Source organism: Mesorhizobium sp. M1A.F.Ca.IN.022.06.1.1, assembly GCF_003952605.1.
GTDB lineage: Bacteria > Pseudomonadota > Alphaproteobacteria > Rhizobiales > Rhizobiaceae > Mesorhizobium.
In genome coordinates this window covers 3,673,539-3,699,600 of record NZ_CP034455.1, presented here as the reverse complement: position 1 = coordinate 3,699,600, position 26,062 = coordinate 3,673,539, and the positions used below count along the sequence as shown (strand labels likewise).

Below are 26,062 nucleotides of genomic sequence, written 5' to 3'. Positions count from 1 at the left end.
TGCCTGGTCCCTTACTGCAGGACCATCCTCTGCTTGTCGCGGTTTGCGGCATAGGAGCTCTTGTCGTAGGCTGCCTGCGCCTCCAACTGCTCCTTGGTGAAGTTGGTGTAGAGATACTTGTTGCCGTCCTTGTCGGTCATGAACTTCAGCTTATCCATGCCGAGGGCGACTTCCTTCTCGCCGATGCCGAGGAAACCGCCGACATCGATAACCACCGCATCCGGCTTGTTGTCGGGCGTCAGCACGACATCGCCAATCTCGCCGATCTCGACATCGTTGGCGCCGTATACCGTGGTGCCCTTCAGATCGTCGACTCTGATGTTGCCCATCGGCATTTCGTTCAACGTCGATTTGTCGATCGAGGCTGTCTTGGTCGTGTCGGTGGCGGCTGTGCCGGTATCGGCTGGCTTGTTCTCAGCCGTCGTATTCGCAGCCGGCGCCGCGGGCTTGGTCTCAGCCGTCGTCTGGGCCGGCTGAGCCGGTTTGGCCTCCTTGTCGGCCGTGGTGTCGGACGAGGTCACGGCAGGGGTGGTCGTTGCCGGAGCAGTGTTCGAAGCCGTGGTGGCTGCGGCCGGCGCCGGATCATAGGCCTTGCGGTTGAAGTCCGGCTGAGCCTCCAGCTCTTCCTTCGTCGTCTCGGCGATCAACCAGCGATCGCCATTCTTCTCTGCCCATTTGGCCTTGGCGAAGTCGAAGGTAACGTTCTTCTCGCCAATGCCCAGGAAGCCGCCGACGCCGATCACGAGGGATTCGGCCTTGCCGTCCTTGGCAAGAACGATGTCGTTGACGTCGCCGATCTTTTGGGCGTCGTCGGCGGTGCCGTTATAGACTGACTCGCCCATGATGTTGGTGGCGAGATTGCCTTCAGCCTTCTCTACCGGCTGGGCCGGCTGAGCGGGCGCTTGCGCCGTTCCGCTGTCGGTGGTCGCTGGCTGCGTGGCATCGGTCGTTTGCGCCGGGGCCGGATCATAGGCCTTGCGATCGAAGGCCGCCTGCGCGTTCAGCTCGTCTTTGGTCGTCTTCGCTACGAGCCAGCGGTCGCCGTTCTTCTCGGCCCATTCCAGCTTGTTGTAATCGAAGGCGACATCCTTGGTGCCGACGCCAAGAAAGCCGCCGACGCCGATGATGACGGATTTTACGTTGCCGCTTGCATCGAAAACGACGTCGTCGACCTTGCCGATGTCTTCGGCATCGTCGCCGGTCCCATTATAGACGGATTCACCGATGATATTGGTCATCAGCGCCCCGTCTGCACGTACTACTGGAGCTTGGGTCTCGGCGGCGGGCGCGGGGGTTTCGGTGGCGGGCGCCTGCGCCGGTGCAGGCGTTGTGTTCTGCGCAAAGGCCCCGGTTGCTAGGAGGGTTGCAAGCGCGGTCGTTGCAAAAAGAGTGCGGATCATGATCGTCTCTCCTCGTGCCTGATTTCCTACGCGCCGCGTTCGCGGCCTCGCACAAGGCAAGGGCGAGCGCGGCAATATTCCACGATTTCACAACGTCGTGAGGGGAGCCTTGTTCCAAACGGCGCCCGTCCACGGCGCTTGACTTGCTCCCTGACGCGGAACCTTCGGCGGCCCCTTTCCGTTTCAGCCTCCGGCTGAGAGCTCGTTTTTGGCCTAACAATAGCAGGACGGAGAGGGGCATGCGGTTTGCTGCGGTGCTGAACAAGGACGGGGGCACCCTGCGCACGACCGATGTTGCAGCCTTTGCCGACCGGGTCCGCGAGCTTCTGGAAGCGGCTGGCCATTCGGTTCAGATCGACATCGTTGCGGGCGGCGAAATCGCCACGGCTTTGGAAAAGGCCATAGCCATGCGCAACGTCGATGTCGTGCTGGCCGGAGGCGGCGACGGAACGGTGTCCACCGCCGCCTCGCTTCTGATGAACAAGAAGAAGGCGTTGGCCATATTGCCGGCCGGTACGATGAACCTTTTCGCGCGCAGCCTTGGCATTCCCCAAACACTGGAAGCCGCCTTGAAGGCCTTTACCGACGCCGAGGTCAAGGCGGTCGATATGGCGACCGCGAATGGCCGTCCCTTCGTGCATCAGTTTTCAATCGGTATGCATGCCAGAATGGTCCAGCTCCGCGAGAAGATGGATTTTGGCTCGCGGCTGGGAAAGATGCGGGCGTCGGTTCGCGCCGCATGGGCAACGATCAAGAACCCGCGCACCCTCAAGGTGACTTTGACCATCGGCAAGACCGACATCATCACCCGCGCGACCGGGATTGGCATCAGCAACAATCTGTTCGGCGAGGGCCATCTGCCTTATGCGGACAATCCGGCCGGCGGCATGCTTGGCATCTATGTCAGCGTTGCGCGCCGGCGCCGTGACTTGGTAAAATTGCTGCTTGCCATGCTGCGCGGCCGGTGGCGCCAAAGCGAACATGTCGAGATCCACCAGGCTGACAAGGCCGTGCTGAAAATTCATTCGTCGCCGACCAAGTTCAAGGCGGTGATGGACGGAGAGTTGGTCAAGCTGGAACGCGAAACCACGGTCGAAATCCATCCAGCGACCCTTAACGTGCTGGTCCCTAGAAGCAGCGCGCAGGCAAAGGCAGCCTGAATGGGCCGAAGACTTCAAACTACTGTGTTTGACCACTGGGAGCAGGCGCCTGCTCGGTCCCTGGAGGTTGTGGGACGTGCTGCTGCTCAGTGCTCGGCTCTTTGATCAACACGCCATAAATCTCGGCTACGCCCCAAGCGATGAATACCAGCAGCAGCCCGGCGACGAGAATCCTGAGCGCATGCCAGCCCCAATGCCCCTGGCGGGCTTCGTTTTCAGGAACGGTCTTGGGCATGGTCGGTCTCCAGGTGTGGGGGCGGGCACGCCGAGCACGGCATGGTCGGGTAACGGACCCTTTCCGCGAAAGTTCCCAATCATCCGGCAACGGTCGGCCGCCTCGACCGGCTTGCCGCGCCTATGGCGTTTCGCTGCGATCCTTTTCTCGAGGCCCAGCCTTCACGTTCTCGCGGTAGATGGCGTAGGCGGCGAGCGCGATCGCGGGCGCGAGAAGCGTGCCCAGGCCGCCCTTGCTTTTCGCGAGCGCCGGGAGCAACGCGAGCGCCGCGGTTACGCCAACCGCCGTCATGTCGGCCTTTCGCCTTCGCGCGCGCCGCCGCGCCCGCATGCTGGTTGTCAACTTGTGGATCACGACAATCAGCCCGGCGATCACCAGGAAGCCGATGCCGAAGCCGAGGCTGGTCGCTAGCGGCCCGTAGCGCGCCGCCAGCCAGATATAGGCCGCGCCGATGAGGAAACCGACGCCGCACAGGGCAAAAACACCGGCAAGTCCGTAGAGGATTGCGGTCAGCCGCGCTCTTTGCAAGGCCGCCACCGCCTCGCCGGAAGCAAGGCCGGAAATAAGCGAAACCAGCGTCCCCATATGAGGGCTGCTAGCGGCGCGACAGCAGCGCGAACAGGAAACCTACTCCCGCCGCAATCGCCAGCGACGTCACCGGCTTTTCGCGAACGCTGGCTATCAACTGCGCTTCCAAATCCTGAGCGCTTCCGCGCATGCTTTCGAACGCTGCCTCGCCGTGCGCGCGCAGCTGCTCGACGCCTTCGGCGGCCGCGCGGCGCGCTGCCCCGTAACTGTCGTCCCGGGTCTTGGCCAATTGCCTGGTGAGCTCTTCGATATCGGCCTTCAACTGCCGGATGTCGGCTTCGAGGTCGGCGCTGGGGGAGTGTCTGTTGCGGATCTGCCTGCGGCGGTCGCCATTGCGTAACTCCTTATGTTTGCTTCCATTTCAACGCTTGGCCGAGACCGGGGTTCCGTTCTGCCGGTCCGGCTCGTCGTCAGATCAGCGGTCTGCGCTCCTCACCCAAACCTTGCCAGCCGGCCAACTCCGTCAGCCCCTCATGGCTGAGAACCTCGCAACCACCGTCACGCCAAATGATCAGCTTACGGTCCATCAGCTTGCGGATCGTCTTGTTGGTATGCACCAGCGAAAGGCCGAGCGTATCGGCGATATGCTGCTGCGTGATCGGGATCTGCACCGGCCGCTTGCCGTTCAGGCCCGCCCCCGGGCACGGCTGGAGATGAAGGCGACAAGATAGGCGGTGCGCTCAAGCGCGGAACGGCGACCGATGCTCAGCAGGTTTTCATCGAGCATGCGCTCCTCGCGCGACGCCATCCAGGTGTTGTCATAGGCCAGGCCCGGGTAGTTACGGTAAAGCTCGTGCAATTGGTCGCGCTCGAAGACGCACAGCAGCATCGGCGACAAGGCCTCGACGGAATGCTGCATCTCGCCCATCAGGCTGCCTTGCAGGCCGATGAGATCGCCGGGCATGGAATAATTGAGGATTTGCCGCCGCCCGTCGGGCAACAGCTTGTAGCGGAATGCCCAGCCTGAAAGTATGGTGTAGAGATGCGCGCTGTGGCTGCCTTCGACCAGCACGGTCGCCCCCTTGTCGACCGCAAGCTCTCCTTTCTTGAACCCGCTGACGAACAACAGCTCCTGGCTCTCGAATTCGCGAAAGACTGGCAACGGCCGCAACGGGCATTTGCCGCAAGGATATTGGCGGTTGGCAAGGGAATATGCGCTCTGGCCGGACATTTCGACCCCTCTTCGAAACCCCTGCCCCGATCGGGCGAATACAAACGCTTCACCCGGACCGAGGTTCCGCCGCTCACGCAATGCGTCGCCGGTCATGTCTTTTTTAAATGACAGAGCGCCAAATACCGCGCATGACTGCAGCCTTATAGGAGTCGCCGCCACGTGCCCCCATTGCTAGACGGATTGCGCATCCTGGTCTTGGAAGACGAATTCCTGATAGCGATGGATGTCGAGCAACTATGCCGCGACCAAGGGGCAGCCGAGGTCACGATTGTTGGGGACCTGGCTGAAATCGACCTGCGGGATGGGTTTTCGTTGTTCGACGCCGCTATCGTCGACCTGATGCTCGGCGGCACCTCGACACTCGACTTCGCCGAGCGGCTGCGCAGCGCCCGCATTCCATTCGTCTTCGCGTCGGGCTACTCCGACGCCGAGGATCTCGAGGGCTCTTTTCCCGAGATTAAGCTGGTCACCAAGCCCTACTCGGGCGACGATCTGATCCAGGCCCTGGCGCGCGCCTGCAGGCGCGCGAAAGCGGCGTGACGACGTAGCGTCGAAGAGCCGGAGGTCGGTGTCAGGCGGCGTTTGATCCTGTCACCTGCGCCGAGATCGCGTCGGGGCCGTATTCGTCCTCGCCCGAAATCTTCAGGATGTCCTGCAGCCGGGCGCGCGCGCGGCTGACCCGGCTCTTGATCGTGCCCACCGCGCAGCCGCAGATTTCCGCCGCCTCTTCGTAGGAAAAGCCGGACGCGCCGATCAGGATAATGGCTTCGCGCTGATCCTCCGGCAGCTGCTCCAGCGCGCCGCGGAAATCCTTGAGGTCGAGCTGGCCATGCTGGGCCGGGTGGACGGCGAGCCTGGCGGTCATGATGCCGTCGCTGTCCTGCACCTCGCGGCCGCGCTTGCGCATCTGCGAATAGAATTCATTGCGCAGGATGGTGAACAGCCAGGCCTTGAGGTTGGTGCCCGGCTGGAAACTCTCATGTTTGTCCCACGCCTTCACCAGGGTTTCCTGGACGAGGTCGTCCGCCTTGTCGGCATTCTGCGTCAGCGACACCGCAAAGGCGCGCAGGCTTGGGATCGCGCCGAGCAGCTCGGTCTTGAAGCTCTGGGAGACCGCCGCCATGTCTCAGTCCTTTTTCTCGGCGGGTTCGGCCTTTTCCAGCTGGCTGAGCAACTGAGCGAATCGATCCGGCACCTGATCGGAGACCAGCTCGTCGTAATATTGCTTGAGTTTGCGGGCGATTTCGGAGTTCGGTCCGAGCGGACTGCTACCCCCGTTCCGGTGCCTGCTCGGGGCGCCAGTTATTGAATTCTTTGACATTTCTTTCATGTTTGCCCTAAGTCCCAGCACCTGAAACCGCTTTAAAACCATAGATCACGACGCAAGCGGCACCCTTGTCTGGTTGCCCATCCCGAAGCCGGAAACGCCCGCTTCCTAATTTAGTTCCCTGCCCGGCGGAACTTTTTCAGAAAGCCGACGTTGGTTTTGCCGGGACTTCCAGTGAGTCTAGCCTTTGCAACAACGTCATCTGAGGGAGACGTCAAATATGAGCCTGTCCGCAACCATCGCTCCTCACCTGCCTTTCCTCCGCCGTTTCTCGCGCGCCGTGTCGGGATCGCAGGAAAGCGGTGACGCCCTGGTTGCTGCGATGCTGGAGGCCATCATCGCCGACACCGAAGTTTTCCCTAAGGCATCGAGCGATCGCATTGCGCTGTACAAGGTCTTTGCCAGGCTGTTCACTTCGATTGCGATCCGCGTGCCGCAAGAGCATGCGCAGACAGCTTGGGAGCAGCGGGCGGCCGCCAATCTCAACGCAATCGCGCCGCGGCCGAGGCAAGCTTTCCTGCTGGTCGCCGTAGAGGGTTTCAGCGAGGATGAAGCCGCGGAAATCCTCGATGCGGACGAACAGGAGTTCTCCGAATTGCTTGCCCAGGCAAGCAGCGAGATTTCCCGCCAGGTCGCGACCGACGTGCTGATCATCGAGGACGAGCCGCTGATCGCCATGGACATCGAGGAGATGGTCGAAAGCCTCGGCCATCGCGTTGTCGGCACCGCCCGCACGCACGCCGAGGCGGTCGCCGTTTTCGGCAAGACGCGTCCGAAAATGGTGCTGGCCGACATCCAGCTCGCCGATGGCAGCTCGGGCATAGAGGCGGTAAATGAGATCTTGTCCTCGACGCCGGTGCCGGTGATCTTCATCACCGCTTTCCCTGAGCGCCTGTTGACCGGCGAGCGTCCCGAACCTGCGTTTCTGGTGACCAAGCCGTTCAATCCAGACATGGTCAAGGCGCTGATCAGTCAGGCGCTGTTCTTCGACCGCCAGGCGAAAGCCGCGGCCTAACTGCGGCAATGTCCGATCATTGAGCTCTCATGCGAGGCGCCAGCGCCTCGCATGATGCGGCGCGGAGTCCCATCCGTGACGCATTTTCAGGGGATCGTCTTTTTCCGCAAATGGTGGAACAAACGCCATCCAGCCACGTTTTTTCCAGGACGTTAGAAGGAGAGATATCATGCTGTACTGGGCGCTCGTTTTTCTTGTGGTCGCGATCATCGCCGGCGCGCTTGGGTTCGGCGGCATCGCCGGCACGTCGGCTGGCATCGCGCAGATATTGTTCTTCGTCTTCCTTGCTTTCCTGGTGATCTCACTCATCGCCGGCCTCGTCAGGAGAACCTGACCAGGGGGAGTGCCGAACACTGGAAGCCGCACCCCTCAAACGGTTTCCAGCCACCGCCGGGCGATGTCCCCAAAAGGATGTCGTCCGGCGGACCGCTTTTGGGCAGCATAAGCATCAGTAGGTCAAGACCGGGGCAGCAATCCTCGTAAGCCGTTCGCGCCTGGATGCGGGAAGTATCGAATGCGTTCCAAGGCCTCAGAGAAGGACTATACGCAAGAGCACAGCGACGAAGTGATCGCGATGCATCCGGCGGAAAGCGGGATGCAGGTGGGTCGCGCGCTACTCCACGCGCTCCACAATGCTGGAATTTCGGTCCTCTACCAGGATCGTGAAATGAAGACCGTCTGGGCGCGCAACATGCGGGCCCCGTGGGCCTGCGAGACGGCCGAGGGCAAGGATGCGCTTTCCCCCGCGCAGTCCGAGCGCATAGGCGCAGCCAAGCGCAAGGTGATTGAAACCGGCAACCCGGATCGCCTCGAGCTCGGCATTTCCGACAGTGACGGCGTGCGCTGGTTCCATGTCTGGATCGATGCCGATCGCAGCGACTCCGGCGAGGTTCAGGGCGTCGTCACCACCATGGTCGAGACGACGGAGCAGAAGCGCCGCGAGCAGACGCTGAAAACGCTGCTGCGAGAGGTCAGCCATCGCTCGAAGAATCTTCTGGCCATCATCCAGAGCATAGCCACCCAGACCGGACGCTACTCGGAGACGCTCGGCGATTTTCTGACGCACTTTCGCGGCCGTATCCAGTCGCTCGCCTCGTCTCAGGATCTGGTGACATCCTCCAACTGGCGGGGAGCGGCGCTTCGTGAGCTCGTGTCCGGCCAGGTCGGCCGCTATAGCGCCGATCCAAGTCGCAGCCTGCGTTTCGATGGGGAGAACCCTTACCTCAATCCGAACGCTGCCCTTCATATCGGACTGGCCATGCACGAGCTGGCCGTGAATTCGGTAAGCTACGGCGCCCTGTCGCAGCCTGACGGGCGGATCAGGGTAAGCGCCAGGATCGCGGCCGGCAGCGAGACTTCGCCTGGCCTTTTGCTGATTTGGACAGAAAGGATCGGCGCCGGTCGGCGCACCGAAAATCGTTTTGGCAGCGTCGCCCTCGAACGCGTCGTGCCGACGTCGCTGAATGGCTCCGCCAGTCTCGATATCGACGACGATCGTCTCGAATATCGCCTGACCATCCCGCGCGGCAATTTCGAGATAGAATGAACAACCACGTCTTGGGCAACAGACAGCCGCCGGAGAGGCGTTAACCTGCCATTCACCATAAAATCCGATTGTGTTTCCCCGGCAGAAGCAACTCCAGGATAGCGCGCAATGCCCTTCCGAGTTGCGTAAAACCTTGGAGCGGATCGGCGATCCCGTCAGGCGCTGAACCAGCTCGCGACACAGCAAACCCAGCCGCGCAATCACACCGCGATTTGGGAGGAACCGAATGATGATTGCCGATATGAACAGGCTGGAGCAGGCCGCCCGCGTCTCGATGAGCGGCTTCCAGGACACCGAAGCACGGCCCTCGCCCCGTTCCTCCCATCCATCGCTTCGCCTCGGCGCCGTCGCGCTTGTTGCTGCTCTCGTGCTGGCGGCGGCCTGGCAACTGGCCTGATCTTTCCAATCGAGCAGCCGGCCGGCGCCAAGGGCACGCGCCATTGCGCGCCGACGCCGCCGAGCAGGAACTTTTGAGCGGCAACAATCGTTCTTTGCGGCGGGAGGATTCGACCCGTGGAACACATCGCCGCCTTGCTCCTCGTCATTGGCTGCTCGGACACCATGACCGATTGCCGCGAATTGTCGGTGCCGGTCAGCGTCTTCGAGACTTTCGAGGCCTGCATCGCCGAACGGCCGTTTGCGCTGGGCGACATGCAGGGGCGCACGCCGCGTGTCATGGGCGAGTGCCTTGCCGTCGATCCGGCACTTGAAGACGACTACGATCAACTGCTGTGGACCGTGCGTCCCGACGGCAGGCTCGTCGCGTCGCTGGAAACTTCCGGCGCGCTTGTCGCGTCAAACGGCGCACGCCCGTAAGACACTCTCTTCAGCAATAACAAGATCGGGCAGGCAAAGCCCGTTTTTTCGTGCTAAACGGCGGTTGGCACTGCCGAAAGTGAGGACAAAAGCGAGGAGCTATTTATGCGGAAAATGATCATTGCCATGGTTGCCGTGGTCGCCGTCAGCGGCTGCACCACGACCGAGCAGGACGTCGTCGGGGGCGGCCTGATCGGCGCCGGCGTCGGCGGCCTGGTCGGCGGCGGCAGGGGCGCGCTGATCGGCGCGGCTGTGGGCGCCGGGTCCGGCCTGTTGGTTCGCAACCTGCGCAATGGCTATTGCGTGTATCGCCGCTCTGACGGCACGAGATACAAGGCCCGCTGCAACTGATTTTCCGCGAGACACAGTCATCTACCCGGGGGCCCGACCAGCGGTCCCCGGGTAGATCCTCGTTGGACCCTGACTGACGGGCGCTCAGCCTGGCAGAGGTATTCGGATCTCCACCTTAAGCCCGTCGGCCCGGTAGTCGCGCTTGATCGTACCGCGCAATTCGCGCGTGACATTGAGATCGATCAGCTTGGTGCCGAAACCGGTCTTTGCCGGCGGCTCCAGTTTCTTCTGCCCGGCCTCGCGCCAATCGAGCACCAGCGTCCGCTCCCGGCCACGTCCTTCGACCCGCCACTCGACCTTCAGGGCGCCCACCGAGTTGCCGGCCTCGCCATATTTCAGCGCGTTGGTGGCAAGCTCGTGGAAGGTCAGGCCGAGCGCCTGCGTCGTCGTCTCGTCAAGCAGCACTTCCGGCCCCGACAATATGCCTTCGGAAAGCTCTTTGCCGAACACCTGCCCAAGCTCCGTGCGCAGCAGGTCGCCGAGGTCCGCCTTCTGCCAGCGCGAGCGTGTCAGCATGTCCTGCGACGCGGCCATCGCCTGCAGCCGCGCCGAGAATGATGCCGAGAACTCCTTGACGTCGGTGGCCTGCGAAGCAGTCTGCCGTGCGATCGCCAGCACCCTGGTGATCGAGTTCTTGATGCGGTGCTTCATCTCCTGCAGGATCAGCTCCTTTTCCAGCAGGCTCTTCTCCGTGGCCTCATGCAGCAGCGACTTCGCCTCGTAGGCGCGCTCCTGATAGCGGGCCACCAAGGCAATCGCCCCGGCGAGCAGCAGGCCGAACAGCCCGAGCATCACCGGGATGGCGCGCGAGGACGGCAGCGCGAAAGCGCTCGTCGGCCGAAACAGGACGGTCCAGGGCCGGCCGGCCACGACGATATCCCGGCGCGCCAGCAGCTTTCCGCCGAGCGATTCGGCCGGCGGCGCCTCCGATCGGAACAGGAGATTGTCGGCACCCGGCTGGCCGTCGAAGATTTCGACGTTGACCGGCAGCAGCGGAGCCTTGCTGAGCGCCACCTGGAACAGATCGCGTGCGCGGAAGGAGGCGTAGAGGAAGCCGGCGGTCGAGGAGCGGCTGGCATCGATGACGTCCGGGGCCGTTTCCACGTTCAGCCGCACGAAGACCAGAAATCCGGGGAAGGTCTGCTCCAGCCCTTGTCCCTGGCCAAGTTGAACGAGCCCGCTGGCATGCTGCTGGTCGTCGGCCATGGCCTTCTCGATTGCCGCCCGCCGTGCCGGGTCGCTGAACATGTCGAAGCCGATGATCGACTGGTTGGAGGTATCGAGCGGCTCGAAAAGCACGATGGGCGTGCGCCATTGCTGCTGCGTGATTGCCGGATAGACCGGGTGGGCCGAACCGCGAGCGCGCAGGATGTCGCGCTCGAGCGTGGCCTCGTCGCCGGCCTTGGCCAGCCTCAGGAAGCCGATGCCGCGCAGTCCGGCGAAATTGTCGTCGATGTCGAGCGCGGTGAGGAAGGCCTTGAACTCGCCGCGCGTGATATCGCCGTTACGAGCATCGAACAGCGCCTGGGTCGAGCGCAGCAGCGACAGATGCAGGTCGATGCGGCTCTCGATGCGGTTGAGCGCATCGTCGGCGGTTCCCTCGAACTTGATGCGTGCCGCCTCCTGGGTCGCGAAATAGGCGAACCCCGCCATCGTCAGGCTGATCAGCGCGACGGCGATGAAGGCGACGATCGGGAAAAGCTTTTTCAATGCAGGATGCGGCCCATGGATGGTTGGCCACCTTTATGGGCAAGTCTCCGCGCCAATACAATGGCAAGGCCAACCCAACGCCGCGATTGGCTCATCAAACAAGTCGCAAATTAGCCAACCAATTTATAGTCTTAGGCCGCGATTTTCAGCGCTCCCGGGCCTGGCATGGCGCCTGGCGGGCACTTGCCCAGAATGATCATGCCGAGCACCTCGTCCTGGGTCACGTCGCTGGTGCGCGCCGTACCGACGACCTGGCCGTTCTTCATGACGCAGACCCTGTCCGCCAGCTCGAACACGTCATGGATGTCGTGGCTGATCAGGAAGATGCCGATGCCGTCGGCCTTGAGTTGCCGCACCAGTTCGCCGACCTGGGCCGTCTCCTGGGGGCCGAGCGCTGCCGTCGGCTCGTCCATGATCAGGATTCGCGCGTTGAACAGGATCGCGCGCGCGATCGCCACCGACTGTCTCTGTCCGCCGGACAGCTTGATCACCGGCTCCTTGAAGCGCTGGAAGCGCGGATTGAGCCGGCCCATCACCTTGCGCGCTTCGGCCTCCATGGCGACGTCGTCCAGCGTGCCCCAGGCGGTCATCAGCTCGCGGCCGAGGAAAAGATTGGCGGCGGCGTCGACGTTGTCGGCAAGCGCCAGCGTCTGATAGATCGTCTCGATACCGTATTTCTTGGCGTCGCGCGGGTTGGAGATTGCTGCCTCCTCGCCGTTGACGAAGATCTGCCCGGCATCGCGCTTGTAGGCGCCGGACAGTATCTTGATCAGCGTCGACTTGCCGGCGCCGTTATGGCCGAGCAGCGCCACCACTTCGCCGGGGAAGAGATCGATGGAGGCGTCGTCGACGGCGCGAATGCCGCCGAAGGCGATCGAGATGTTGCGCATGTCGACCAGCGGGGCGCCGGCGGGAGCGTTCTTGTCTGCCATGATGCTGCCTCCTTCACACCCGCTTGCGGTAGATGGTGTCGAGCCAGACCGCGATGACCAGCACGGCGCCGACGACGATGCTTTGCAGCGGCGAATCGACTCCGAGGAGCACCATGCCGGACTGCAGCGACTGCATCAGCAGCGCCCCAAGCATAGCGCCGAGCACGGTTCCCGAGCCGCCGGCGAGAGAGGTGCCGCCGATGACCGCCGCGGCGATGACCAGGAGCTCGTCCAGCGTGCCGAGCGCATTGGTCGATGAATTCTGCCGCGCCGACGATATCGCCGCGGCGATCGTCGCCAGCACACCCATGATCATGAACACCTTCATGGTGATCCAGCGCGTGTTGATGCCGGCAAGGTTGGCCGCCTCCGGATTGCCGCCGATGGCAAAGACATAGCGGCCGAAGCGAGTGCGCTTGGTAATGAAGGTCATGACGAGACCGACGGCGATCGCCATCAGCACCGGAATGGCGATGCCGTGGGCGATGAACAGGCCGCCTTCGGGGACCGTGAGGTTGTTGGCGGCGGCGTAGCGGTTCACGATGCCGACCGGCCAGGGATAGGAATTGGCCAGCCACACCGCGCCCATGATGACAGCGCAGGTGACCGCGCCGAGCAGCGTCTCGGCCCAGATCGGACGCAGCGGAAAACGGAAGCGCTTGCGCTGCACCCTGCCGTTGAACAGCGCAAACACCACGGCAACACAGGCGACGGCGCCGACGATCCAGCTCCATTTGGCGCCGATCGAGCCGGCCGGTCCGCCGCCCATCAGTTGGAAGGTGGCGTCGAGCGGCGCCACCGTCTGGCCGCTGGTGACCCACCAGGCAGCACCGCGCCAGACCAGCAGCCCGCCAAGCGTCACGATGAAGGCCGGCACTTCGAGATAGGCGATGACGAAGCCCTGGAAGGCGCCGATCAGCAGGCCGAGCGCCAGGCCGATCAACAGTGCCAGCACCCAGATCCAGGGATTGCCAAGCTCGAGCCCAACCATTCGCACCAGGAAATGCACTTGGGCAAAGCCCATCACCATGCCGATCAAACCCTCGGCCGATCCGACGGAGAGGTCGATGTTGCGCATGACGATGACCAGCACCATGCCGGAAGCCATGATGGCCACGGCCGAGGTCTGCACCGACAGGTTCCACAGGTTGCGCGGCGTCAGGAACGTTCGGCTGTCGAAATCGAGCGGATTGACGCCGAGCCGCAGGCTCGAGATGACATGCAGGCCGATCCAGATGATCAGCAGCGCGCCGACCATGCCGAGCATGCGGGTGTCGAGCTCGGTCGCCTTGAGGAAGCGCCCGACGGTGCTCAGTTCGGAAGCCCGCGCGCGATCCGCCGGCGGGTTGGCCGGCGTATCAGAGGTCGTATCGGTCATGATCTCCTCCCACCGGCTTGCCGTCTGGCGCGGATGCCGGACCACGATGCTAGAGCAATTCCAGGAAAAGTGCGTGGCCGCCTGGAATTGCGCGGAAACAAACGGCTGGAGCAGTTCGGCGATCCTGCCGGACAGTGAACTGCCCCAATGGTCTCCGGCTTCAGTACGCCCGAAAGCCTTTGGAGAAACGCCGCGGCTGTCGGGCCGCGGCGCTGCGTTTGAACCTGACGGCCAGCTTAGTTGCAGACCGCGACGCTGCCGGCGGCAACGCCCGCGCAGACTTCATCCTTCTTGATCCAACCCGCGTCGATGACGAGGTTGAGATTATCCTTGGTGATCGCGACCGGGGTCAGGAACAGCGACTTGACGGTGTTGCCGCCAGGCGTCGTGAAGTCCTTGGCGCCCGCGATGTCGGTCATCTTCTTGCCGTCGGCGAGCTGCGAGGCGATCTCGGCGGCGTGCTTGCCGAGCTCGCGCGCGTCCTTCCACACCGACACCGTCTGGGTGCCGAGCGCGATGCGGTTGAGCGCGGCATGGTCGCCGTCCTGGCCCGAGACCGGAACGGTGCCGGCCAGCCCTTGCGCCGTCAGAGCCGCGACGACGCCGCCGGCGGTGCCGTCATTGGCCGCCACCACCGCGTCGACCTTGTTGTCGTTGGCGGTCAGGAACTGCTCCATGTTCTTCTGCGCATTGGCGGGAAGCCAGCCATCGGTATAGGCCTCGCCGACATTCTTGATCTTGCCGCTGTCGATGGCTTCCTTCAGCACTTCCATCGAGCCGGAGAACAGGAAATCGGCGTTCGGGTCGGCGCCCGAGCCCTTGATGAAGACGTAATTGCCCTCGGGCTTGGCCTTGAACACCTCGCGGGCCTGCATGCGGCCGACTTCCTTGTTGTCGAAGGTCAGATAAAACACGTCCTTGTTCTCGATCAGGCGGTCGTAGCCGACGACCGGAATGCCTTCGTCGAGTGCCTTCTGCACCGCCGGCCCGATGGCGGAGGCGTCCTGCGCCAGGATTATCAACGCATTCGCGCCCTGCGAGATCAGGCTTTCGACGTCGGTCAGCTGCTTGCCTGGATTGGACTGTGCGTCGGCGGATATGTACTTGTCGCCGGCGGCCTCGATCGCCTTCTTCATCGCCGCTTCGTCGGTCTTCCAGCGCTCTTCCTGGAAATTGGACCACGAAACGCCGATCACCTTGTCCTTCGCCTGCGCGACCGACACCAACGTCAACGACATGGCGACGCCCGCCAGAATGGCGGCTGCGAATCTCTTCATGATATCCTCCCTGCGCCCCTCGCGGCGCGACCCAGACTGGCCCGAAGGCGATGAGGCTTTTTTTCGAGCCTCGAAAAAATACTGATCTAACGCTAAAGCGCTGTCAACTGCAATTCTGACGGTTTTTGAGGTGGTCACGTACTTTTTTCGAGACCCGCAATAAATAATGACAGTGCCGACCGCTTCTGCCACTATCGCGCAACAGTTCGGAGGAGGCGCAGCCCGGTCCACCGAAACTTGTAAGACCAGGACGGTTCGGGTGCCGGCGTGCGGGACTGAACCGATCTGGCGCGTCGCCGAGTCCTGTGCATGATCGAGAGGCCGCGCTGACTGGGAGGAGACAAAAATGTCGGTCGGAATCCGCCACGACGATCTGCGCCGGCGCAACCGCGCCATGGTGCTCTCGGCCGTGCGCCGGGCCGGCCAGCCGTCGCGCACGGAAATCGCCGCGACCACCGGGCTCAGCCATTCGACCATTTCGGCGATCTCTTCCGATCTGATCCAGGAAGGCATCCTGGCCGAGAGCAAGCCGAGCGAGACCGCGTCTCTGAAGCGCGGCCGGCCACAGGTGGGCCTCGCGCTCAAGCCGGAGGCGGCGGCGGTGGTAACGGTGGTGCTGTCGCTCAATTTCCTCTCGGTCGCCGTTATTGATTATGCGGGCCAGGTCATCGCCGAGGAGCAGCGCCGCCTCGATACGCTCACCATGCCGCGCAACGAGCTGATCGGCGAATGCTTGGCGATCGTGCGGCGCCGGCTGGACGATCCGGACCTCGACGTCGGCAGCGTCGCCCGCATCGCCATGGGCATCCAGGGCATCACCGATTCCCATGCCCGCGCCATGCTGTGGTCGCCGATCACGCCGCTGACCGACATTCCCTTCGCCGACATTCTTGAAAAGGAATTCGGCATTCCGGCCACCATGGAGAACGACTGCAACATGATGGCTGTGGCGCTGCAGTGGCGCGATCCCCACCGCTATCGCGACAATTTCATCGCCATTCTGCTCTCCCACGGCATCGGCATGGGCCTGGTTCTGAAGGGCGAGCTGTTCACCGGCACACATTCTTCCGGCGGCGAGTTCGGCCACATGATCCATCGCCCGGGCGGCGCGCTTTGCCGTTGCGGACGCCGCGGCTGCGTCGAGGCCTATGCCGGCAACTACGCCATCTGGCGCAGCGCCATGAAGATGAGCGAGGACGCCGAGCCGGTCGATGTCGGCGACGCCGACATGCGGGCGCTCGCCGCCAAGGCGCGCGAGACGGATGGCCCGGAGCGCGAGGCCTATCGCCGGGCCGGCGAGGCGCTGGGCTTCGGCCTTGGCAGCCTGTTCGCGCTGATCGACCCGGCGCCGGTCGCCATGGTCGGCGTCAGCGCCGCCGCCTTTGACCTGATCGAGCCGGCGCTGCGCGAGGCGATCGGCCAGACCGCCGGAGGCCAGCATTCAAACTCGATCTCCTTCGATACCGAGCCGAACGAATTGCCGCTGATCCGCGAAGGCTGCGCCGTGCGCGCGCTGACCTTCGTCGACCAGGAGATTTTCGCCCCGGGCGTGCAGGCAAGAGCGGGCAAGAACGTGGCCTGAGCAGCTTCGATAGCGATCGTTGTCTTCTGTGCGTCCTGCAGACGCCGGAGATTAGCGAAGGCCCCGCAGCTTCGTCATTCCAGGGCGGAGCAGGAGCGAAGCTCCGTCGCGGAGACCCTGGAATCCATGCCATTACCTCAATCGTCGGATGAGCGGAGCAGAATTTCTGCACCGCCGCGGCGCGTGGAAGTCGCGTGGATCGTCGGGTCTGCGCCGCGTCGCGACGCTTCGTGCTCCGCCCGTGGACGGCGAAGCACCAGCGTCTCGATAACCCGCCAGCGCAGATAGAACCCGTCAGACCTTCGGTGCCCTGGATCTAATCTTCCCTGATCGCGTAGCCCGCCCCACGGATGGTACGTATGACGTCCGGCATGCGGCCGTTGTTGACCGCCTTGCGCAGGCGGCCGACATGCACGTCCACGGTGCGCTCGTCGATATAGATCGTCTCGCCCCAGACATTGTCGAGCAGCTGGCTGCGCGAGAACACCCGGCCGGGATGCCGCATCATGAATTCCAGCAGCCTGAACTCGGTCGGGCCGAGCCGGATCTCGCTCTTCTTGCGGTAGACGCGATGCGATTCGCGATCGAGCACGATGTCGCCGACCTTGAGCACGCTGGACAGCACCTCCGGCTTGGCGCGGCGCAGCAGCGCCTTGACCCTGGCCATGAATTCCGGCGTCGAGAACGGCTTGACCAGATAGTCGTCGGCGCCGGTCGAGAGGCCGCGCACCCTGTCGCTTTCCTCGCCGCGCGCGGTCAGCATGATGATCGGCAGGCGTTCGGTCTCGGGCCGCATCCTGAGGCGCCGGCAAAGCTCGATGCCGGACACCGCCGGCACCATCCAGTCGAGCACCAGAAGGTCGGGCACATTCTCCTGCAGGCGGATCTCGGCCTCGTCGCCGCGCGTCACCACCTCGACCTGATAGCCCTCGGATTCGAGGTTGTAGCGGAGCAGCACCCCCAGCGGCTCCTCGTCCTCCACCACCATGATGCGTGGCGCGATCATTTAGCAGGCACCTTCGCTGTCAGGCCGCCGGCGCCGACATCGCCGTCTCGTCCTGCTTAGGACGATTCGCGGGCAATTGCGCGCCGGTCAGCACATAGTAGGCGTTCTCGGCGATGTTGGTGACGTGGTCGCCTATGCGCTCCAGATTCTTGGCGCAGAACAACAGATGCGTGCAAGCCGTGATGTTGCGCGGATCCTCCATCATGTAGGTCAGGAGCTCGCGGAAGACGGCGGTGTATTTGACGTCGATGCGCTCGTCGTCGTTGCGGAGCTTGGCGAGCGCCGTGGCGTCGCCGGCCGCGTATTCCTCGATCACGCCCTGCACCTGGATCAGCACCAGCTGCGCCATCGAATCGATGGAGTGCGAAAGGTCGCGCGGCGCGGCGCTGACGCCGACCGAGCCGACGCGCTTAGCGATGTTCTTGGCAAGGTCGCCAATGCGCTCGAGATCGCCGGCCATGCGGATGGCGCCAACGACGCTGCGCAGGTCGTCGGCCATCGGCTGGCGTTTGGCAATCAGCGTGATGGCGCGATCGTCGAGCTCGCGTTGGCGCGCGTCCATGATGGCATCGTCGGAGACCACGCGCTGCGCCAGCGCGTTGTCGGAATTCAGCAGAGCCTTGGTCGACGCGCCGACCATCGAGCCGGCAAGATCGCCCATGTCGCGGATGAGCTGGCTGATCTGCCTCAGATCCTCGTCGAAGGAAGCGACCGTATGGGCCATGGTTATGTCCTCGTATGAACTCAGCCGAAGCGGCCGGTGATGTAGTCCTGCGTGCGCTTCTCGCGGGGCGAGGTGAAAATCTTTTCGGTCCGGTCGAATTCGATCAGCTCGCCGAGATACATGAACGCCGTCTGCCGCGAGACGCGCGCCGCCTGCTGCATGTTGTGGGTGACGATCACGATCGTGTAGTCGGCCTGCAGCTCGTCGATCAGCTCCTCGATCTTGGCGGTCGAGAGCGGATCGAGCGCCGATGCCGGCTCGTCGAGCAGGATGACCTCCGGCTTCACCGCCACCGTGCGGGCGATGCAGAGCCGCTGCTGCTGGCCGCCCGAAAGGCTCTGGCCACTGGCGTTGAGCTTGTCCTTGACCTCGTTCCACAGCGCGGCGCGCTTCAGCGCCTGTTCGACGCGATTGTCCATCTCGGCCTTGCTGATCTTCTCATACAGCCTGACGCCGAAGGCGATGTTCTCGTAGATCGACATCGGGAACGGCGTCGGCTTCTGGAACACCATGCCGATCTTGGTCCTGAGCAGGTTGAGGTCCTGCGAACGGTCGAGGATGTTCTTGCCGTCGAGCAGCACCTGGCCTTCGGCGCTCTGCTTCGGGTAGAGCTCGTAGATGCGGTTGAGCACGCGCAGCAGCGTCGACTTTCCGCAGCCCGAAGGTCCGATGAAGGCGGTGACGCTGCGCTCGGGCAGCGACAGGTTGATGTCCTTCAGCGCCTTCGACTGGCCATAGTAGAAGTTGAGGTTCTTGACTTCGATCTTGGCCTTCTCGGCGGTCGTCTCGGCTACGTTCAGGTCGGTGGACAACATCGGTTTCATCTGTCCTCTCTGCGTCCGGTAAGGCTGCGGGCGAAGATGCTCAGCCCGAGAACCGTCAGGGTGATTATCAGTGCGCCCGTCCAGGCCAGTTGCTGCCATTCCTCATAAGGGCTCAGCGCAAACTGGAAGATGGTCACCGGCAGGCTGGCCATCGGCGCGTTGAGATTGCTCGACCAGAACTGGTTGTTGAGCGCGGTGAAGAGCAGCGGCGCCGTCTCGCCCGAAATCCGGGCGATCGCCAGCAATATACCGGTGACGATGCCGGACAGTGCGGCGCGATAGGCGACCGAGCGGATCACCACCCAGCGCGGCGCGCCGATGGCGGTGCCGGCCTCGCGCAGCGCGTTGGGCACAAGGTTCAGCATGTCCTCGGTGGTGCGCACGACGACGGGGATCACCAGGATCGACAGCGCCACCGCGCCGGCGATCGCCGAGAAATGACCCAACGGCCGCACCATCAGCTCGTAGACGAACAGGCCGACAATGATCGATGGCGCCGACAACAGGATGTCGTTGATGAAGCGCACCACCGTCGTGAGGCGCGAGAAGCGCCCGTACTCGGCCATATAGGTTCCGGCGAGCACGCCGATCGGCGTGCCGACGACGATGCCGATCACGGTCATCACGATGCTGCCGTAAATGGCGTTGAGCAGGCCGCCGGCGTCGCCGGGCGGCGGCGTCATTTCCGTGAACACCGAAAGCGAGACACCCGAGAGCCCCTTATAGAGAAGGGCGCCGAGGATCAGCGCCAGCCAGACGAGGCCGATGCCCGCCGCTATGGTGCAGAGCGCCATCATCACGGCGTTCTTGCGCTTCCGGCTTCGGTGGAGCGATGCGGCTGTCGACATCGGTCAGGCTCCCGTGCGGCTATCGATGCGCAACAGCATGTAGCGTGCGAGCGCGAGGATGATGAAGGTGATGATGAACAGGATCAGTCCGAGCGCCACCAGTGAGGACGTGTAAAGCTCGCCGTCGGCTTCGGTGAATTCGTTGGCGATGGTCGCCGAGATCGTCGTGCCGGGCGCAAAAAGCGAGGCGCTGATGCGGTGCGCATTGCCGATGACGAAGGTGACGGCCATCGTCTCGCCGAGCGCGCGGCCAAGACCGAGCATGACGCCGCCCATGATGCCGACCCGCGTATAGGGAATGACCACACGCCGGGTCACTTCCCAGGTCGTGCAGCCGATGCCGTAGGCCGATTCCTTCAGCACCGCTGGCACCGTGTCGAACACGTCCTTGGTGATCGAGGTGATGAAGGGCAGCACCATGATGGCGAGGATCAGCGACGACGTCAGGAGGCCGATGCCGTAGGGCGGACCGGCAAACAGGCTGGCGAGACCCGGTATGCCGTGGAAAAGATTGATGATGAATGGCTGTACCGTCGTCTGCAGGAATGGCGCGAAGACGAACAGGCCCCAGATGCCGTAAATGATCGAGGGAATGCCGGCGAGCAGCTCGACCGCGATGCCGATCGGGCGCCTGAGCGGGCGCGGGCAGAGCTCGGTCAGGAAGACGGCGATGCCGATGCCGATCGGCACGGCAATGAGGATGGCGATGGCCGAGGTGACGACGGTGCCGTAGATGGGCGCGAGCGCGCCGAAATTCTCGGTGACCGGATTCCAGGATTCAGTGGTGAGGAAGGAGAAGCCGAACTTCGACAGCGCCTCCCACGAGCCGGCGATCAGCGAGACCGCGACGCCGCCGAGAAGAAGCAGCACGAGTATGGCGGAGAGGCGCGTGACCGTTCGGAAGATCGTGTCGGTCAGGGCGAAGCGGCGCACCGTCGCTTCCCTGGTCCGTATGGCGGACGATGTCACGGCTTCGGAAACGGCTGTCATTTGCCCCTCGCATTTCGAAAGAGACAGGAGGGCGCCCGAGGCGCCCTCCTTACTCCGGAGGAATTACATGCCGGAGTAGAGCGGCTTGCCGTTGCTGTCGACGATGTCCTTGCTCCACATTTCCTCGACGCTCTTCACGACCGCGTCGGGCATCGGAACATAGTCCAGCTCGGCGGCCATGTCGTCACCCTTGGCGTAGGACCAGGCGAAGAACTTGAGCGCTTCGGTGGTGGCCGCAGCATCGTCGGGCTTCTGGTAGACGAGGATCCAGGTCGCGGAGGTCATCGGCCAGCTTGCAGCACCAGCCTGGTTGGCCAGGATGACGCCGTAGCCAGGCTTGGAGCTCCAGTCGGCATTGGCCGCAGCGGCCGAGAACGCGGCAGCGGTCGGCTCTACCTTCTTGCCGTCCTTATTGATCAGGTCGGTAGAGGTGAGCTTGTTCTGCTTGGCATAGGCATACTCGACATAGCCGATCGCGCCACCGGTCTGCGCTACGTTATTGGCGACGCCTTCGTTGCCCTTGGCGCCGATGCCCACCGGCCACTCGAGCGCGGTATTGACGCCGACCTTCGACTTCCAGTCGGCGCTGACTTCGGCCAGATAGTAGCTGAAGTTGAACGTGGTGCCCGAGCCGTCCGAACGGTGGACGACCGCGATCGCCTGGTCGGGCAGCTTGACGTCGGGGTTGAGCTTCTTGATCGCCTCGTCGTTCCAGTTGGTGATCTCGCCGACGAAGATGTCGGCCAGCGTCGGGCCGTCGAGCACCAGTTCGCCTGGCTTGACACCTTCGAGGTTGACAACCGGAACGATGCCGCCCATCACCATCGGGAACTGCGCGAGCCCGGTCGACTTGAGATCCTCGCCCTTGAGCGGCGCGTCCGAGGCGCCGAAGGTCACGGTCTTGGCCTTGATCTGCTTGATGCCGCCGCCGGAGCCGATCGACTGATAGTTGAGACCGATGCCGGTCTCCTTTTTGTAGGCGTCGGCCCACTTGGCATAGATCGGATAGGGGAAGGTAGCGCCGGCACCGGAGATGTCGGCCGCCATAGCGGCGGAGAGGGAAAGCGTGGATGCCGCAGCCATTGCGATCGCAACGGCCGCCGAGCGGATGAAATATCTCATGTGGCCTGCTCCTGTTCGGAATGTGGTCTTTCGGCACCCTTCCTATCGGCGCCTGACGAGCGCAATAGACTTCGATTATTACAGTCGCATGACAGTTTCGTGTCAGCCCGGTAACGCCTGAACGGGGATGCCTTGGGGGGCCTGCGGCTGCCATTTGCGGACCCAGCCGAAGTTTGCCGCGGGAATCAGTAGCTTGTCCGACTTTTGAATCAAAAATTATCCCGGCGGCCGGATCTCCGGCCGCCGGGAAATAAAATCCGGACGAGAGCGCGTTGCCTGTGCGCCAGAGCGGATCATGGCCTGGCCATCGCCGAAAACAGGTCCGTTGGGGTAGAGTCGACGCTGTTCCTTGTCGGCGGTCGCTGCTCCCGCCCGTAACCGAAGGGCGGAATCGACAGCAGCCATTGTCCTGACCTGGCCTTCGTTTTGTATGGTGCGATCACACCATATGTCTGCGTTGGACGCCCGCCGACGGACCTCATCGACGACGCCGTGAACGGCCGCGCAGAAAGGCTGTTATCCGGCGCTGCGGCGGACTTCCGCGTCCGACCCGAGCCATCTTTCAAGCTTCTCGAGCAGTGCCTTCGGGCTGATCGGCTTCGGCAGGTAATCGTCCATGCCGGCTTCCAGGCAGCGCTCGCGGTCGCCCTTCAACGCATGCGCGGTGACGCCGACGATCGGCACATGCGTGCCCATCTCGGCTTCGAGCCGGCGGATGGCCGCGGTCGCCTCCAGGCCGCTCATCTCGGGCATCGACACATCCATCAGGATCATGCGCGGGTTCAGCCTGCCGAAGGCGTCCAGCGCCTTGCGGCCGTTGCCGACGATTTCGAACTGGTATCCAGTCTCGCCCAGGATTTGCGTGAACACCATCTGGTTCACCTCGTTGTCCTCGGCGACGAGAATGTCGAGCCCGGCCTCCGCGCCGGCCAGGCGTGGACGGGCACGCGCCGGCGGCGGCTGCAGCAGGACGCGATCCGCCGCCGTCGCCTGCGCCGTGGACGCCTGCGGCGCGCCGGCCCCGGTCTCGACGTCGCCGGTCAAGGCCGGATGGATGGCCGCCGTGCTGTGGCGATGACGCTGGATGGTGGCGACCAGCGTCTCCAGCAAGATCGAGGAACGCGCCGGCTTGATCAGCTGCGCATCGATGCCGAGATCGCGGTAGGCGGCGCTGGCGAGCGACTGGTCGACCGAGGTCAGCATGATGATCGGCGTGTGCGCGAGGCCGGCGGTGTTGCGCACGATGCGCGCCATTTCGGCGCCGGTCATGCCCGGCATCTGGTAGTCGAGCACGACGCAGTCGACAGGCACGCCGTAGGCGGCAGCCGCAATCAGCACCTTCAGTCCCTCGGCGCCGCTTTCGGCCGCGCAGGAATCGAAGGTCCACGAAGCCATCTGCTCGCTGAGGATCGCGCGGTTGACGGCATTGTCGTCGACGATCAGCACGCGCGCGCCGGTCACGTCGACCGGCATGATCCGCTGCCCGCCTCGCTCGGCCCGCGGCAGCGTGACGGTGAACCAGAAGGTCGAGCCCTTGCCCTCGGCGCTGTCGACGCCGATCTCGCCGCCCATCAGCTCGACCAGCCGCGAGGTGATGGCAAGGCCGAGCCCGGTGCCCTCGTGCCGTCTTGTCGAGGAGGTGTCGACCTGGCTGAATTTCTCGAACACCAGCTTCAGCTTGTCTTCGGGAATGCCGATGCCGGTATCGGTGACCGAGATGGCGAGCTTCGTCCCCGACGGAACGCGCTCGCCGGTCACGTCGACCAGCACATGGCCCTTGTCGGTGAACTTCACCGCATTGCCGAGCAGGTTGGTGACGATCTGTCGGATCCGGCCGACGTCGCCGACGAACTGCCCGTCGAGCCCGGGCTGGACGCGAACGATGAGCTCGAGGTCCTTTTCCTTGGCGCGGGTCGACACCAGCGTCGCCACATCCTCGATCGCCTCGGCAAGGTTGAAGGGCGCCGGGTCGAGCACGAGCTGGCCGGCGTCGATCTTGGAGAAGTCGAGGATGTCGTTGATGATGGTGAGCAACGCGTTGCCCGATTTGACGATGATGTCGGTGAACGTCCTCTGCTTTGGGTCGAGGTCCGACTTTGCGAGCAACTCGGCCATGCCGAGCACGCCGTTCATCGGCGTACGGATCTCGTGGCTCATATTGGCGAGGAACTCCGACTTGGCGCGGTCGGCAAGCACGGCACGCCGGCGCGCCTCGCTGAGCTCGGCCTCGCGCTGTTTCAGTTCCGTAATGTCCGTGGTCGACCCGATCAGATAGAGCGAACCGTCGGACGCGATCATCGCGCCCTTGCGCGCGAACTGGTGACGCACGCTGCCGTCCGGCAGCGTCACCTGTTCTTCGATCTCCTGCGTCTCGCCGGTGCGCAGCACCGCCAGGTCGCCGGCGACGAAAGCTTCGCCGTCCGCGCCGAAGATCTCGACGTCGGTCTTGCCGATCGCCTCTTCCTTGCTGAAGCCGGTGAGATCGCACCAGCCCTTGTTGACGTAGAATTGCCTTAGATCCGAACGCTTCGCGTAGATCGACACCGGCACGTTGTCGATCAGGTTGCGGAACACCTCGTTCTCGCTCATGCTTTCCTTGAGCGCCCGCTCGCGCGCCTTGACCTCGGTGATGTCGGTGCTGGAACCGACCAGATGCACCGATCCGTCGGTCGCGACGAGGCGGCTCTTGCGCGTCATCAGCTGCCGCACCGTGCCGTCGCGATGGCTGACAGGCTCCTCGACTTCGCGCCCCTTGCCGGTCGCGATGACCTCGGCATCGTCATGGCTGTAGCTTTCGGCGTCCTCGGCGCCGAAAAGCTGCCGGTCCGTCTTGCCGATGACGTCTTCCTTGGCAATGCCGGTCAGCGCGCACCAGGCCTTGTTGACGAACTCGATCGTAAGATCCTCGGCCTTGATGAACGCCGCCACCGGCAATTCGTCCATGACATGCCGGTAAAGGTCGATCTGCCGCATCGACTCGCGCAGCGCCTTCTCGCGGGCCTTGAGATCGGAAATGTCGACGCGCACCCCTATGAATGTGCCGTCGTCCGCTCTCATGTCGTAGACCTGGGACCAGCGACCGTCGGGATTGAGCCGCTCATAGGACGAATTGGGCAGGTGGTAACGCTTCAGCATCGCGTCGAGCCAGCGTTCTTTGTCGACACCGTAGACATTGTCGATCTCGACGTCGCCGCTCGACCGGAAATAGCCGGCGGAATGACCGAGAGCGAGCGCCTCGCGTAAGGTGCGGCCCGGCTGCCAGGCCGGCTTCAGCGCCGGCAAACTGTCATGCAGCTTGCGGTTGGCGAAGACGAATTCATCGTGGCGGTCATAGATGATGACGCCGGCCGGCAGCGACTCCAGCACCGTGGCGAGATTCTTGCGCGCATCCTCTGCCTCGGTCTCGCGATGCTTCATGTCGGTGATGTCGACATAGGAGATCAGACGCTTGCCGCCGGCAAGCGGTGCCAGCGAGGCGATCAGCACGCGGCCGTCATTGCGCGGCAACTGCCTGGAACCGGCAACGCCCGCCCGGATTTCGGCCTCGCGCTCGGCGATGTGGCGTTGCCAGCCCACCTCGTCGGCACCATAGGGGTCGGCGTCGCGGCTGGCCTCCATCAGCTCGCGGAAGCCGCAGCCGGCAGTGGCGCGAAGCGGATCGATCTTCCAGAAGTCGTAGAAGGCGCGGTTGATGATCTCCGCCCTGAGGTCGGCATCGAGGACAATGACGCCGATCGGCATCGAATCGACCATCAGGCGAAGATTGGCAAGCGCTTCCGAGGTCGCGGCCGCATGCTGATCGGGGGCGCGGGGGACCGCCGCCTCGCCGCGCTCGACCGCGCCTTCGAAAGAACGGGCGGCGCCCATCTCGAAAGTACCGTCCCTATCCGCCATCCCTACCCCCAGGCCGAACCCTCCCGGTTCGTCGGCGGAATGTGCCCGACAAGCATTAACGATCGGCTAACCTTAACGATTCGCAACCGAACACGCCCGATGCCGTTAACGGGTTTTAGGCGGACGCCGGTCCGACCTCGCTGCGGTAATCCGTCCGTTGGCG

General features: G+C 63.6%; 25 protein-coding genes and 2 pseudogenes. 9 read left to right on the top strand and 18 right to left on the bottom strand.

The features are described from left to right. Positions 1 to 11: 11 nt before the first annotated feature. Entirely contained in the window at positions 12 to 1,400 is a 1,389-nt protein-coding gene (locus EJ078_RS17745; protein ID WP_127403675.1) for a PRC-barrel domain-containing protein, read from the bottom strand. Positions 1,401 to 1,639: 239 nt separating this feature from the next. Here EJ078_RS17745 and EJ078_RS17740 point away from each other — a divergent pair, with 239 nt between their 5' ends. After that, entirely contained in the window at positions 1,640 to 2,560 is a 921-nt protein-coding gene (locus EJ078_RS17740; protein WP_127216008.1) for a diacylglycerol kinase family protein, read from the top strand. Positions 2,561 to 2,579: 19 nt separating this feature from the next. On the opposite strand, the gene EJ078_RS17735 is transcribed toward EJ078_RS17740, so the two are convergent. The 4 genes and pseudogenes from EJ078_RS17735 to EJ078_RS17720 all read right to left on the bottom strand — a co-directional run bounded on the left by EJ078_RS17735 (position 2,580) and on the right by EJ078_RS17720 (position 4,554). Continuing rightward, positions 2,580 to 2,795: a hypothetical protein gene (locus EJ078_RS17735; protein ID WP_067002134.1), complete on the bottom strand. Its 216-nt coding sequence runs from the start codon at positions 2,793 to 2,795 to the stop codon at positions 2,580 to 2,582. A 120-nt stretch (positions 2,796 to 2,915) separates the two neighbouring features. Continuing rightward, positions 2,916 to 3,380, bottom strand: coding sequence for a phage holin family protein (locus tag EJ078_RS17730; protein ID WP_095782492.1), 465 nt, complete (start codon positions 3,378 to 3,380; stop codon positions 2,916 to 2,918). A gap of 10 nt (positions 3,381 to 3,390) precedes the next feature. Continuing rightward, a pseudogene (locus EJ078_RS17725) lies at positions 3,391 to 3,716 on the bottom strand (hypothetical protein). A gap of 77 nt (positions 3,717 to 3,793) precedes the next feature. Continuing rightward, positions 3,794 to 4,554 (bottom strand): annotated as a pseudogene (locus tag EJ078_RS17720) (Crp/Fnr family transcriptional regulator). 198 nt (positions 4,555 to 4,752) lie between these two features. Here EJ078_RS17720 and EJ078_RS17715 point away from each other — a divergent pair. Beyond that, the gene (locus tag EJ078_RS17715; protein ID WP_306462694.1) at positions 4,753 to 5,097 is read left to right on the top strand and encodes a response regulator; all 345 of its coding nucleotides are present in this window, start codon (positions 4,753 to 4,755) and stop codon (positions 5,095 to 5,097) included. Positions 5,098 to 5,128: 31 nt separating this feature from the next. Here the strand turns inward: EJ078_RS17715 and EJ078_RS17710 are convergent, their stop codons facing one another. Next, positions 5,129 to 5,680 (bottom strand): RNA polymerase sigma factor, encoded by a 552-nt coding sequence (locus EJ078_RS17710; protein WP_040973662.1) that lies wholly within the window; start codon positions 5,678 to 5,680, stop codon positions 5,129 to 5,131. 3 nt (positions 5,681 to 5,683) lie between these two features. After that, positions 5,684 to 5,887, bottom strand: a complete 204-nt coding sequence (locus EJ078_RS17705; protein ID WP_067002232.1) for a NepR family anti-sigma factor — start codon at positions 5,885 to 5,887, stop codon at positions 5,684 to 5,686. 217 nt (positions 5,888 to 6,104) lie between these two features. Here EJ078_RS17705 and EJ078_RS17700 point away from each other — a divergent pair, with 217 nt between their 5' ends. The 6 genes from EJ078_RS17700 (at position 6,105) to EJ078_RS17675 (ending at position 9,612) form a co-directional block, all read left to right on the top strand. After that, positions 6,105 to 6,899, top strand: coding sequence for a response regulator (locus tag EJ078_RS17700; RefSeq protein ID WP_067002122.1), 795 nt, complete (start codon positions 6,105 to 6,107; stop codon positions 6,897 to 6,899). Positions 6,900 to 7,068: 169 nt separating this feature from the next. Next, the gene (locus EJ078_RS17695; protein ID WP_067002119.1) at positions 7,069 to 7,233 is read left to right on the top strand and encodes a DUF1328 domain-containing protein; all 165 of its coding nucleotides are present in this window, start codon (positions 7,069 to 7,071) and stop codon (positions 7,231 to 7,233) included. Between the two features lie 180 nt (positions 7,234 to 7,413). Next, on the top strand, positions 7,414 to 8,445 hold the full coding sequence (locus EJ078_RS17690) for a sensor histidine kinase (protein ID WP_095824028.1): 1,032 nt from the start codon (positions 7,414 to 7,416) through the stop codon (positions 8,443 to 8,445). 226 nt (positions 8,446 to 8,671) lie between these two features. Continuing rightward, positions 8,672 to 8,842 carry a hypothetical protein gene (locus EJ078_RS17685; protein ID WP_164750429.1) on the top strand — a complete coding sequence of 57 codons (171 nt, stop codon included), beginning with the start codon at positions 8,672 to 8,674 and terminating at the stop codon, positions 8,840 to 8,842. 116 nt (positions 8,843 to 8,958) lie between these two features. Continuing rightward, positions 8,959 to 9,261: a hypothetical protein gene (locus EJ078_RS17680; RefSeq protein ID WP_067319277.1), complete on the top strand. Its 303-nt coding sequence runs from the start codon at positions 8,959 to 8,961 to the stop codon at positions 9,259 to 9,261. A 105-nt stretch (positions 9,262 to 9,366) separates the two neighbouring features. Next, positions 9,367 to 9,612, top strand: coding sequence for a YMGG-like glycine zipper-containing protein (locus tag EJ078_RS17675; RefSeq protein ID WP_067319279.1), 246 nt, complete (start codon positions 9,367 to 9,369; stop codon positions 9,610 to 9,612). Positions 9,613 to 9,696: 84 nt separating this feature from the next. Here EJ078_RS17675 and EJ078_RS17670 read toward each other — a convergent pair whose 3' ends face one another. From EJ078_RS17670 to xylF, 4 genes are all read right to left on the bottom strand, one after another. Next, positions 9,697 to 11,322 carry a CHASE domain-containing protein gene (locus EJ078_RS17670; RefSeq protein ID WP_067319280.1) on the bottom strand — a complete coding sequence of 542 codons (1,626 nt, stop codon included), beginning with the start codon at positions 11,320 to 11,322 and terminating at the stop codon, positions 9,697 to 9,699. A gap of 131 nt (positions 11,323 to 11,453) precedes the next feature. Beyond that, on the bottom strand, positions 11,454 to 12,254 hold the full coding sequence (locus EJ078_RS17665; protein ID WP_067002105.1) for an ATP-binding cassette domain-containing protein: 801 nt from the start codon (positions 12,252 to 12,254) through the stop codon (positions 11,454 to 11,456). Positions 12,255 to 12,267: 13 nt separating this feature from the next. Beyond that, positions 12,268 to 13,632 carry a sugar ABC transporter permease gene (locus EJ078_RS17660; protein ID WP_127215258.1) on the bottom strand — a complete coding sequence of 455 codons (1,365 nt, stop codon included), beginning with the start codon at positions 13,630 to 13,632 and terminating at the stop codon, positions 12,268 to 12,270. A 236-nt stretch (positions 13,633 to 13,868) separates the two neighbouring features. Continuing rightward, entirely contained in the window at positions 13,869 to 14,909 is a 1,041-nt protein-coding gene (xylF, locus tag EJ078_RS17655; RefSeq protein WP_067319285.1) for a D-xylose ABC transporter substrate-binding protein, read from the bottom strand. Between the two features lie 346 nt (positions 14,910 to 15,255). On the opposite strand from xylF, the gene EJ078_RS17650 reads away from it, so the two are divergent. Beyond that, the gene (locus EJ078_RS17650; protein ID WP_127215257.1) at positions 15,256 to 16,491 is read left to right on the top strand and encodes an ROK family transcriptional regulator; all 1,236 of its coding nucleotides are present in this window, start codon (positions 15,256 to 15,258) and stop codon (positions 16,489 to 16,491) included. 316 nt (positions 16,492 to 16,807) lie between these two features. Here EJ078_RS17650 and phoB read toward each other — a convergent pair whose 3' ends face one another. The 7 genes from phoB to EJ078_RS17615 all read right to left on the bottom strand — a co-directional run bounded on the left by phoB (position 16,808) and on the right by EJ078_RS17615 (position 25,899). Further along, positions 16,808 to 17,497, bottom strand: coding sequence for a phosphate regulon transcriptional regulator PhoB (gene phoB, locus EJ078_RS17645; protein ID WP_010911896.1), 690 nt, complete (start codon positions 17,495 to 17,497; stop codon positions 16,808 to 16,810). Between the two features lie 19 nt (positions 17,498 to 17,516). After that, complete coding sequence (gene phoU / locus EJ078_RS17640; protein WP_127215256.1) at positions 17,517 to 18,221, bottom strand: phosphate signaling complex protein PhoU; 705 nt, start codon at positions 18,219 to 18,221, stop codon at positions 17,517 to 17,519. 20 nt (positions 18,222 to 18,241) lie between these two features. Then, positions 18,242 to 19,045 carry a phosphate ABC transporter ATP-binding protein PstB gene (gene pstB, locus EJ078_RS17635; protein WP_067002093.1) on the bottom strand — a complete coding sequence of 268 codons (804 nt, stop codon included), beginning with the start codon at positions 19,043 to 19,045 and terminating at the stop codon, positions 18,242 to 18,244. Beyond that, entirely contained in the window at positions 19,042 to 19,893 is an 852-nt protein-coding gene (pstA, locus tag EJ078_RS17630; protein ID WP_127215255.1) for a phosphate ABC transporter permease PstA, read from the bottom strand. The genes pstB and pstA overlap by 4 nt, the downstream gene beginning before the upstream one ends. Before the next feature lie 3 nt (positions 19,894 to 19,896). Next, a complete protein-coding gene (gene pstC, locus EJ078_RS17625; RefSeq protein ID WP_095824035.1) occupies positions 19,897 to 20,883 on the bottom strand; it encodes a phosphate ABC transporter permease subunit PstC in 987 nt (328 codons plus the stop codon). A 63-nt stretch (positions 20,884 to 20,946) separates the two neighbouring features. After that, positions 20,947 to 22,005 (bottom strand): phosphate ABC transporter substrate-binding protein PstS, encoded by a 1,059-nt coding sequence (pstS, locus tag EJ078_RS17620; protein WP_208720759.1) that lies wholly within the window; start codon positions 22,003 to 22,005, stop codon positions 20,947 to 20,949. Between the two features lie 516 nt (positions 22,006 to 22,521). After that, the gene (locus tag EJ078_RS17615) at positions 22,522 to 25,899 is read right to left on the bottom strand and encodes a response regulator (protein ID WP_245458858.1); all 3,378 of its coding nucleotides are present in this window, start codon (positions 25,897 to 25,899) and stop codon (positions 22,522 to 22,524) included. Positions 25,900 to 26,062: the final 163 nt, after the last annotated feature.

What these genes read in the sequence shown, in the direction of transcription:
- EJ078_RS17745 (WP_127403675.1), bottom strand. Translation starts at nt 1,400, where the DNA reads ATGATCCGCACTCTTTTTGCAACGACCGCGCTTGCAACCCTCCTAGCA.
- EJ078_RS17740 (WP_127216008.1), top strand. Translation starts at nt 1,640, where the DNA reads ATGCGGTTTGCTGCGGTGCTGAACAAGGACGGGGGCACCCTGCGCACG.
- EJ078_RS17735 (WP_067002134.1), bottom strand. Translation starts at nt 2,795, where the DNA reads ATGCCCAAGACCGTTCCTGAAAACGAAGCCCGCCAGGGGCATTGGGGC.
- EJ078_RS17730 (WP_095782492.1), bottom strand. Translation starts at nt 3,380, where the DNA reads ATGGGGACGCTGGTTTCGCTTATTTCCGGCCTTGCTTCCGGCGAGGCG.
- EJ078_RS17710 (WP_040973662.1), bottom strand. Translation starts at nt 5,680, where the DNA reads ATGGCGGCGGTCTCCCAGAGCTTCAAGACCGAGCTGCTCGGCGCGATC.
- EJ078_RS17705 (WP_067002232.1), bottom strand. Translation starts at nt 5,887, where the DNA reads ATGAAAGAAATGTCAAAGAATTCAATAACTGGCGCCCCGAGCAGGCAC.
- EJ078_RS17700 (WP_067002122.1), top strand. Translation starts at nt 6,105, where the DNA reads ATGAGCCTGTCCGCAACCATCGCTCCTCACCTGCCTTTCCTCCGCCGT.
- EJ078_RS17695 (WP_067002119.1), top strand. Translation starts at nt 7,069, where the DNA reads ATGCTGTACTGGGCGCTCGTTTTTCTTGTGGTCGCGATCATCGCCGGC.
- EJ078_RS17690 (WP_095824028.1), top strand. Translation starts at nt 7,414, where the DNA reads ATGCGTTCCAAGGCCTCAGAGAAGGACTATACGCAAGAGCACAGCGAC.
- EJ078_RS17685 (WP_164750429.1), top strand. Translation starts at nt 8,672, where the DNA reads ATGATGATTGCCGATATGAACAGGCTGGAGCAGGCCGCCCGCGTCTCG.
- EJ078_RS17675 (WP_067319279.1), top strand. Translation starts at nt 9,367, where the DNA reads ATGCGGAAAATGATCATTGCCATGGTTGCCGTGGTCGCCGTCAGCGGC.
- EJ078_RS17665 (WP_067002105.1), bottom strand. Translation starts at nt 12,254, where the DNA reads ATGGCAGACAAGAACGCTCCCGCCGGCGCCCCGCTGGTCGACATGCGC.
- EJ078_RS17660 (WP_127215258.1), bottom strand. Translation starts at nt 13,632, where the DNA reads ATGACCGATACGACCTCTGATACGCCGGCCAACCCGCCGGCGGATCGC.
- xylF (WP_067319285.1), bottom strand. Translation starts at nt 14,909, where the DNA reads ATGAAGAGATTCGCAGCCGCCATTCTGGCGGGCGTCGCCATGTCGTTG.
- EJ078_RS17650 (WP_127215257.1), top strand. Translation starts at nt 15,256, where the DNA reads ATGTCGGTCGGAATCCGCCACGACGATCTGCGCCGGCGCAACCGCGCC.
- phoB (WP_010911896.1), bottom strand. Translation starts at nt 17,497, where the DNA reads ATGATCGCGCCACGCATCATGGTGGTGGAGGACGAGGAGCCGCTGGGG.
- phoU (WP_127215256.1), bottom strand. Translation starts at nt 18,221, where the DNA reads ATGGCCCATACGGTCGCTTCCTTCGACGAGGATCTGAGGCAGATCAGC.
- pstB (WP_067002093.1), bottom strand. Translation starts at nt 19,045, where the DNA reads ATGAAACCGATGTTGTCCACCGACCTGAACGTAGCCGAGACGACCGCC.
- pstA (WP_127215255.1), bottom strand. Translation starts at nt 19,893, where the DNA reads ATGTCGACAGCCGCATCGCTCCACCGAAGCCGGAAGCGCAAGAACGCC.
- pstC (WP_095824035.1), bottom strand. Translation starts at nt 20,883, where the DNA reads ATGACAGCCGTTTCCGAAGCCGTGACATCGTCCGCCATACGGACCAGG.
- pstS (WP_208720759.1), bottom strand. Translation starts at nt 22,005, where the DNA reads ATGAGATATTTCATCCGCTCGGCGGCCGTTGCGATCGCAATGGCTGCG.
- EJ078_RS17615 (WP_245458858.1), bottom strand. Translation starts at nt 25,899, where the DNA reads ATGGCGGATAGGGACGGTACTTTCGAGATGGGCGCCGCCCGTTCTTTC.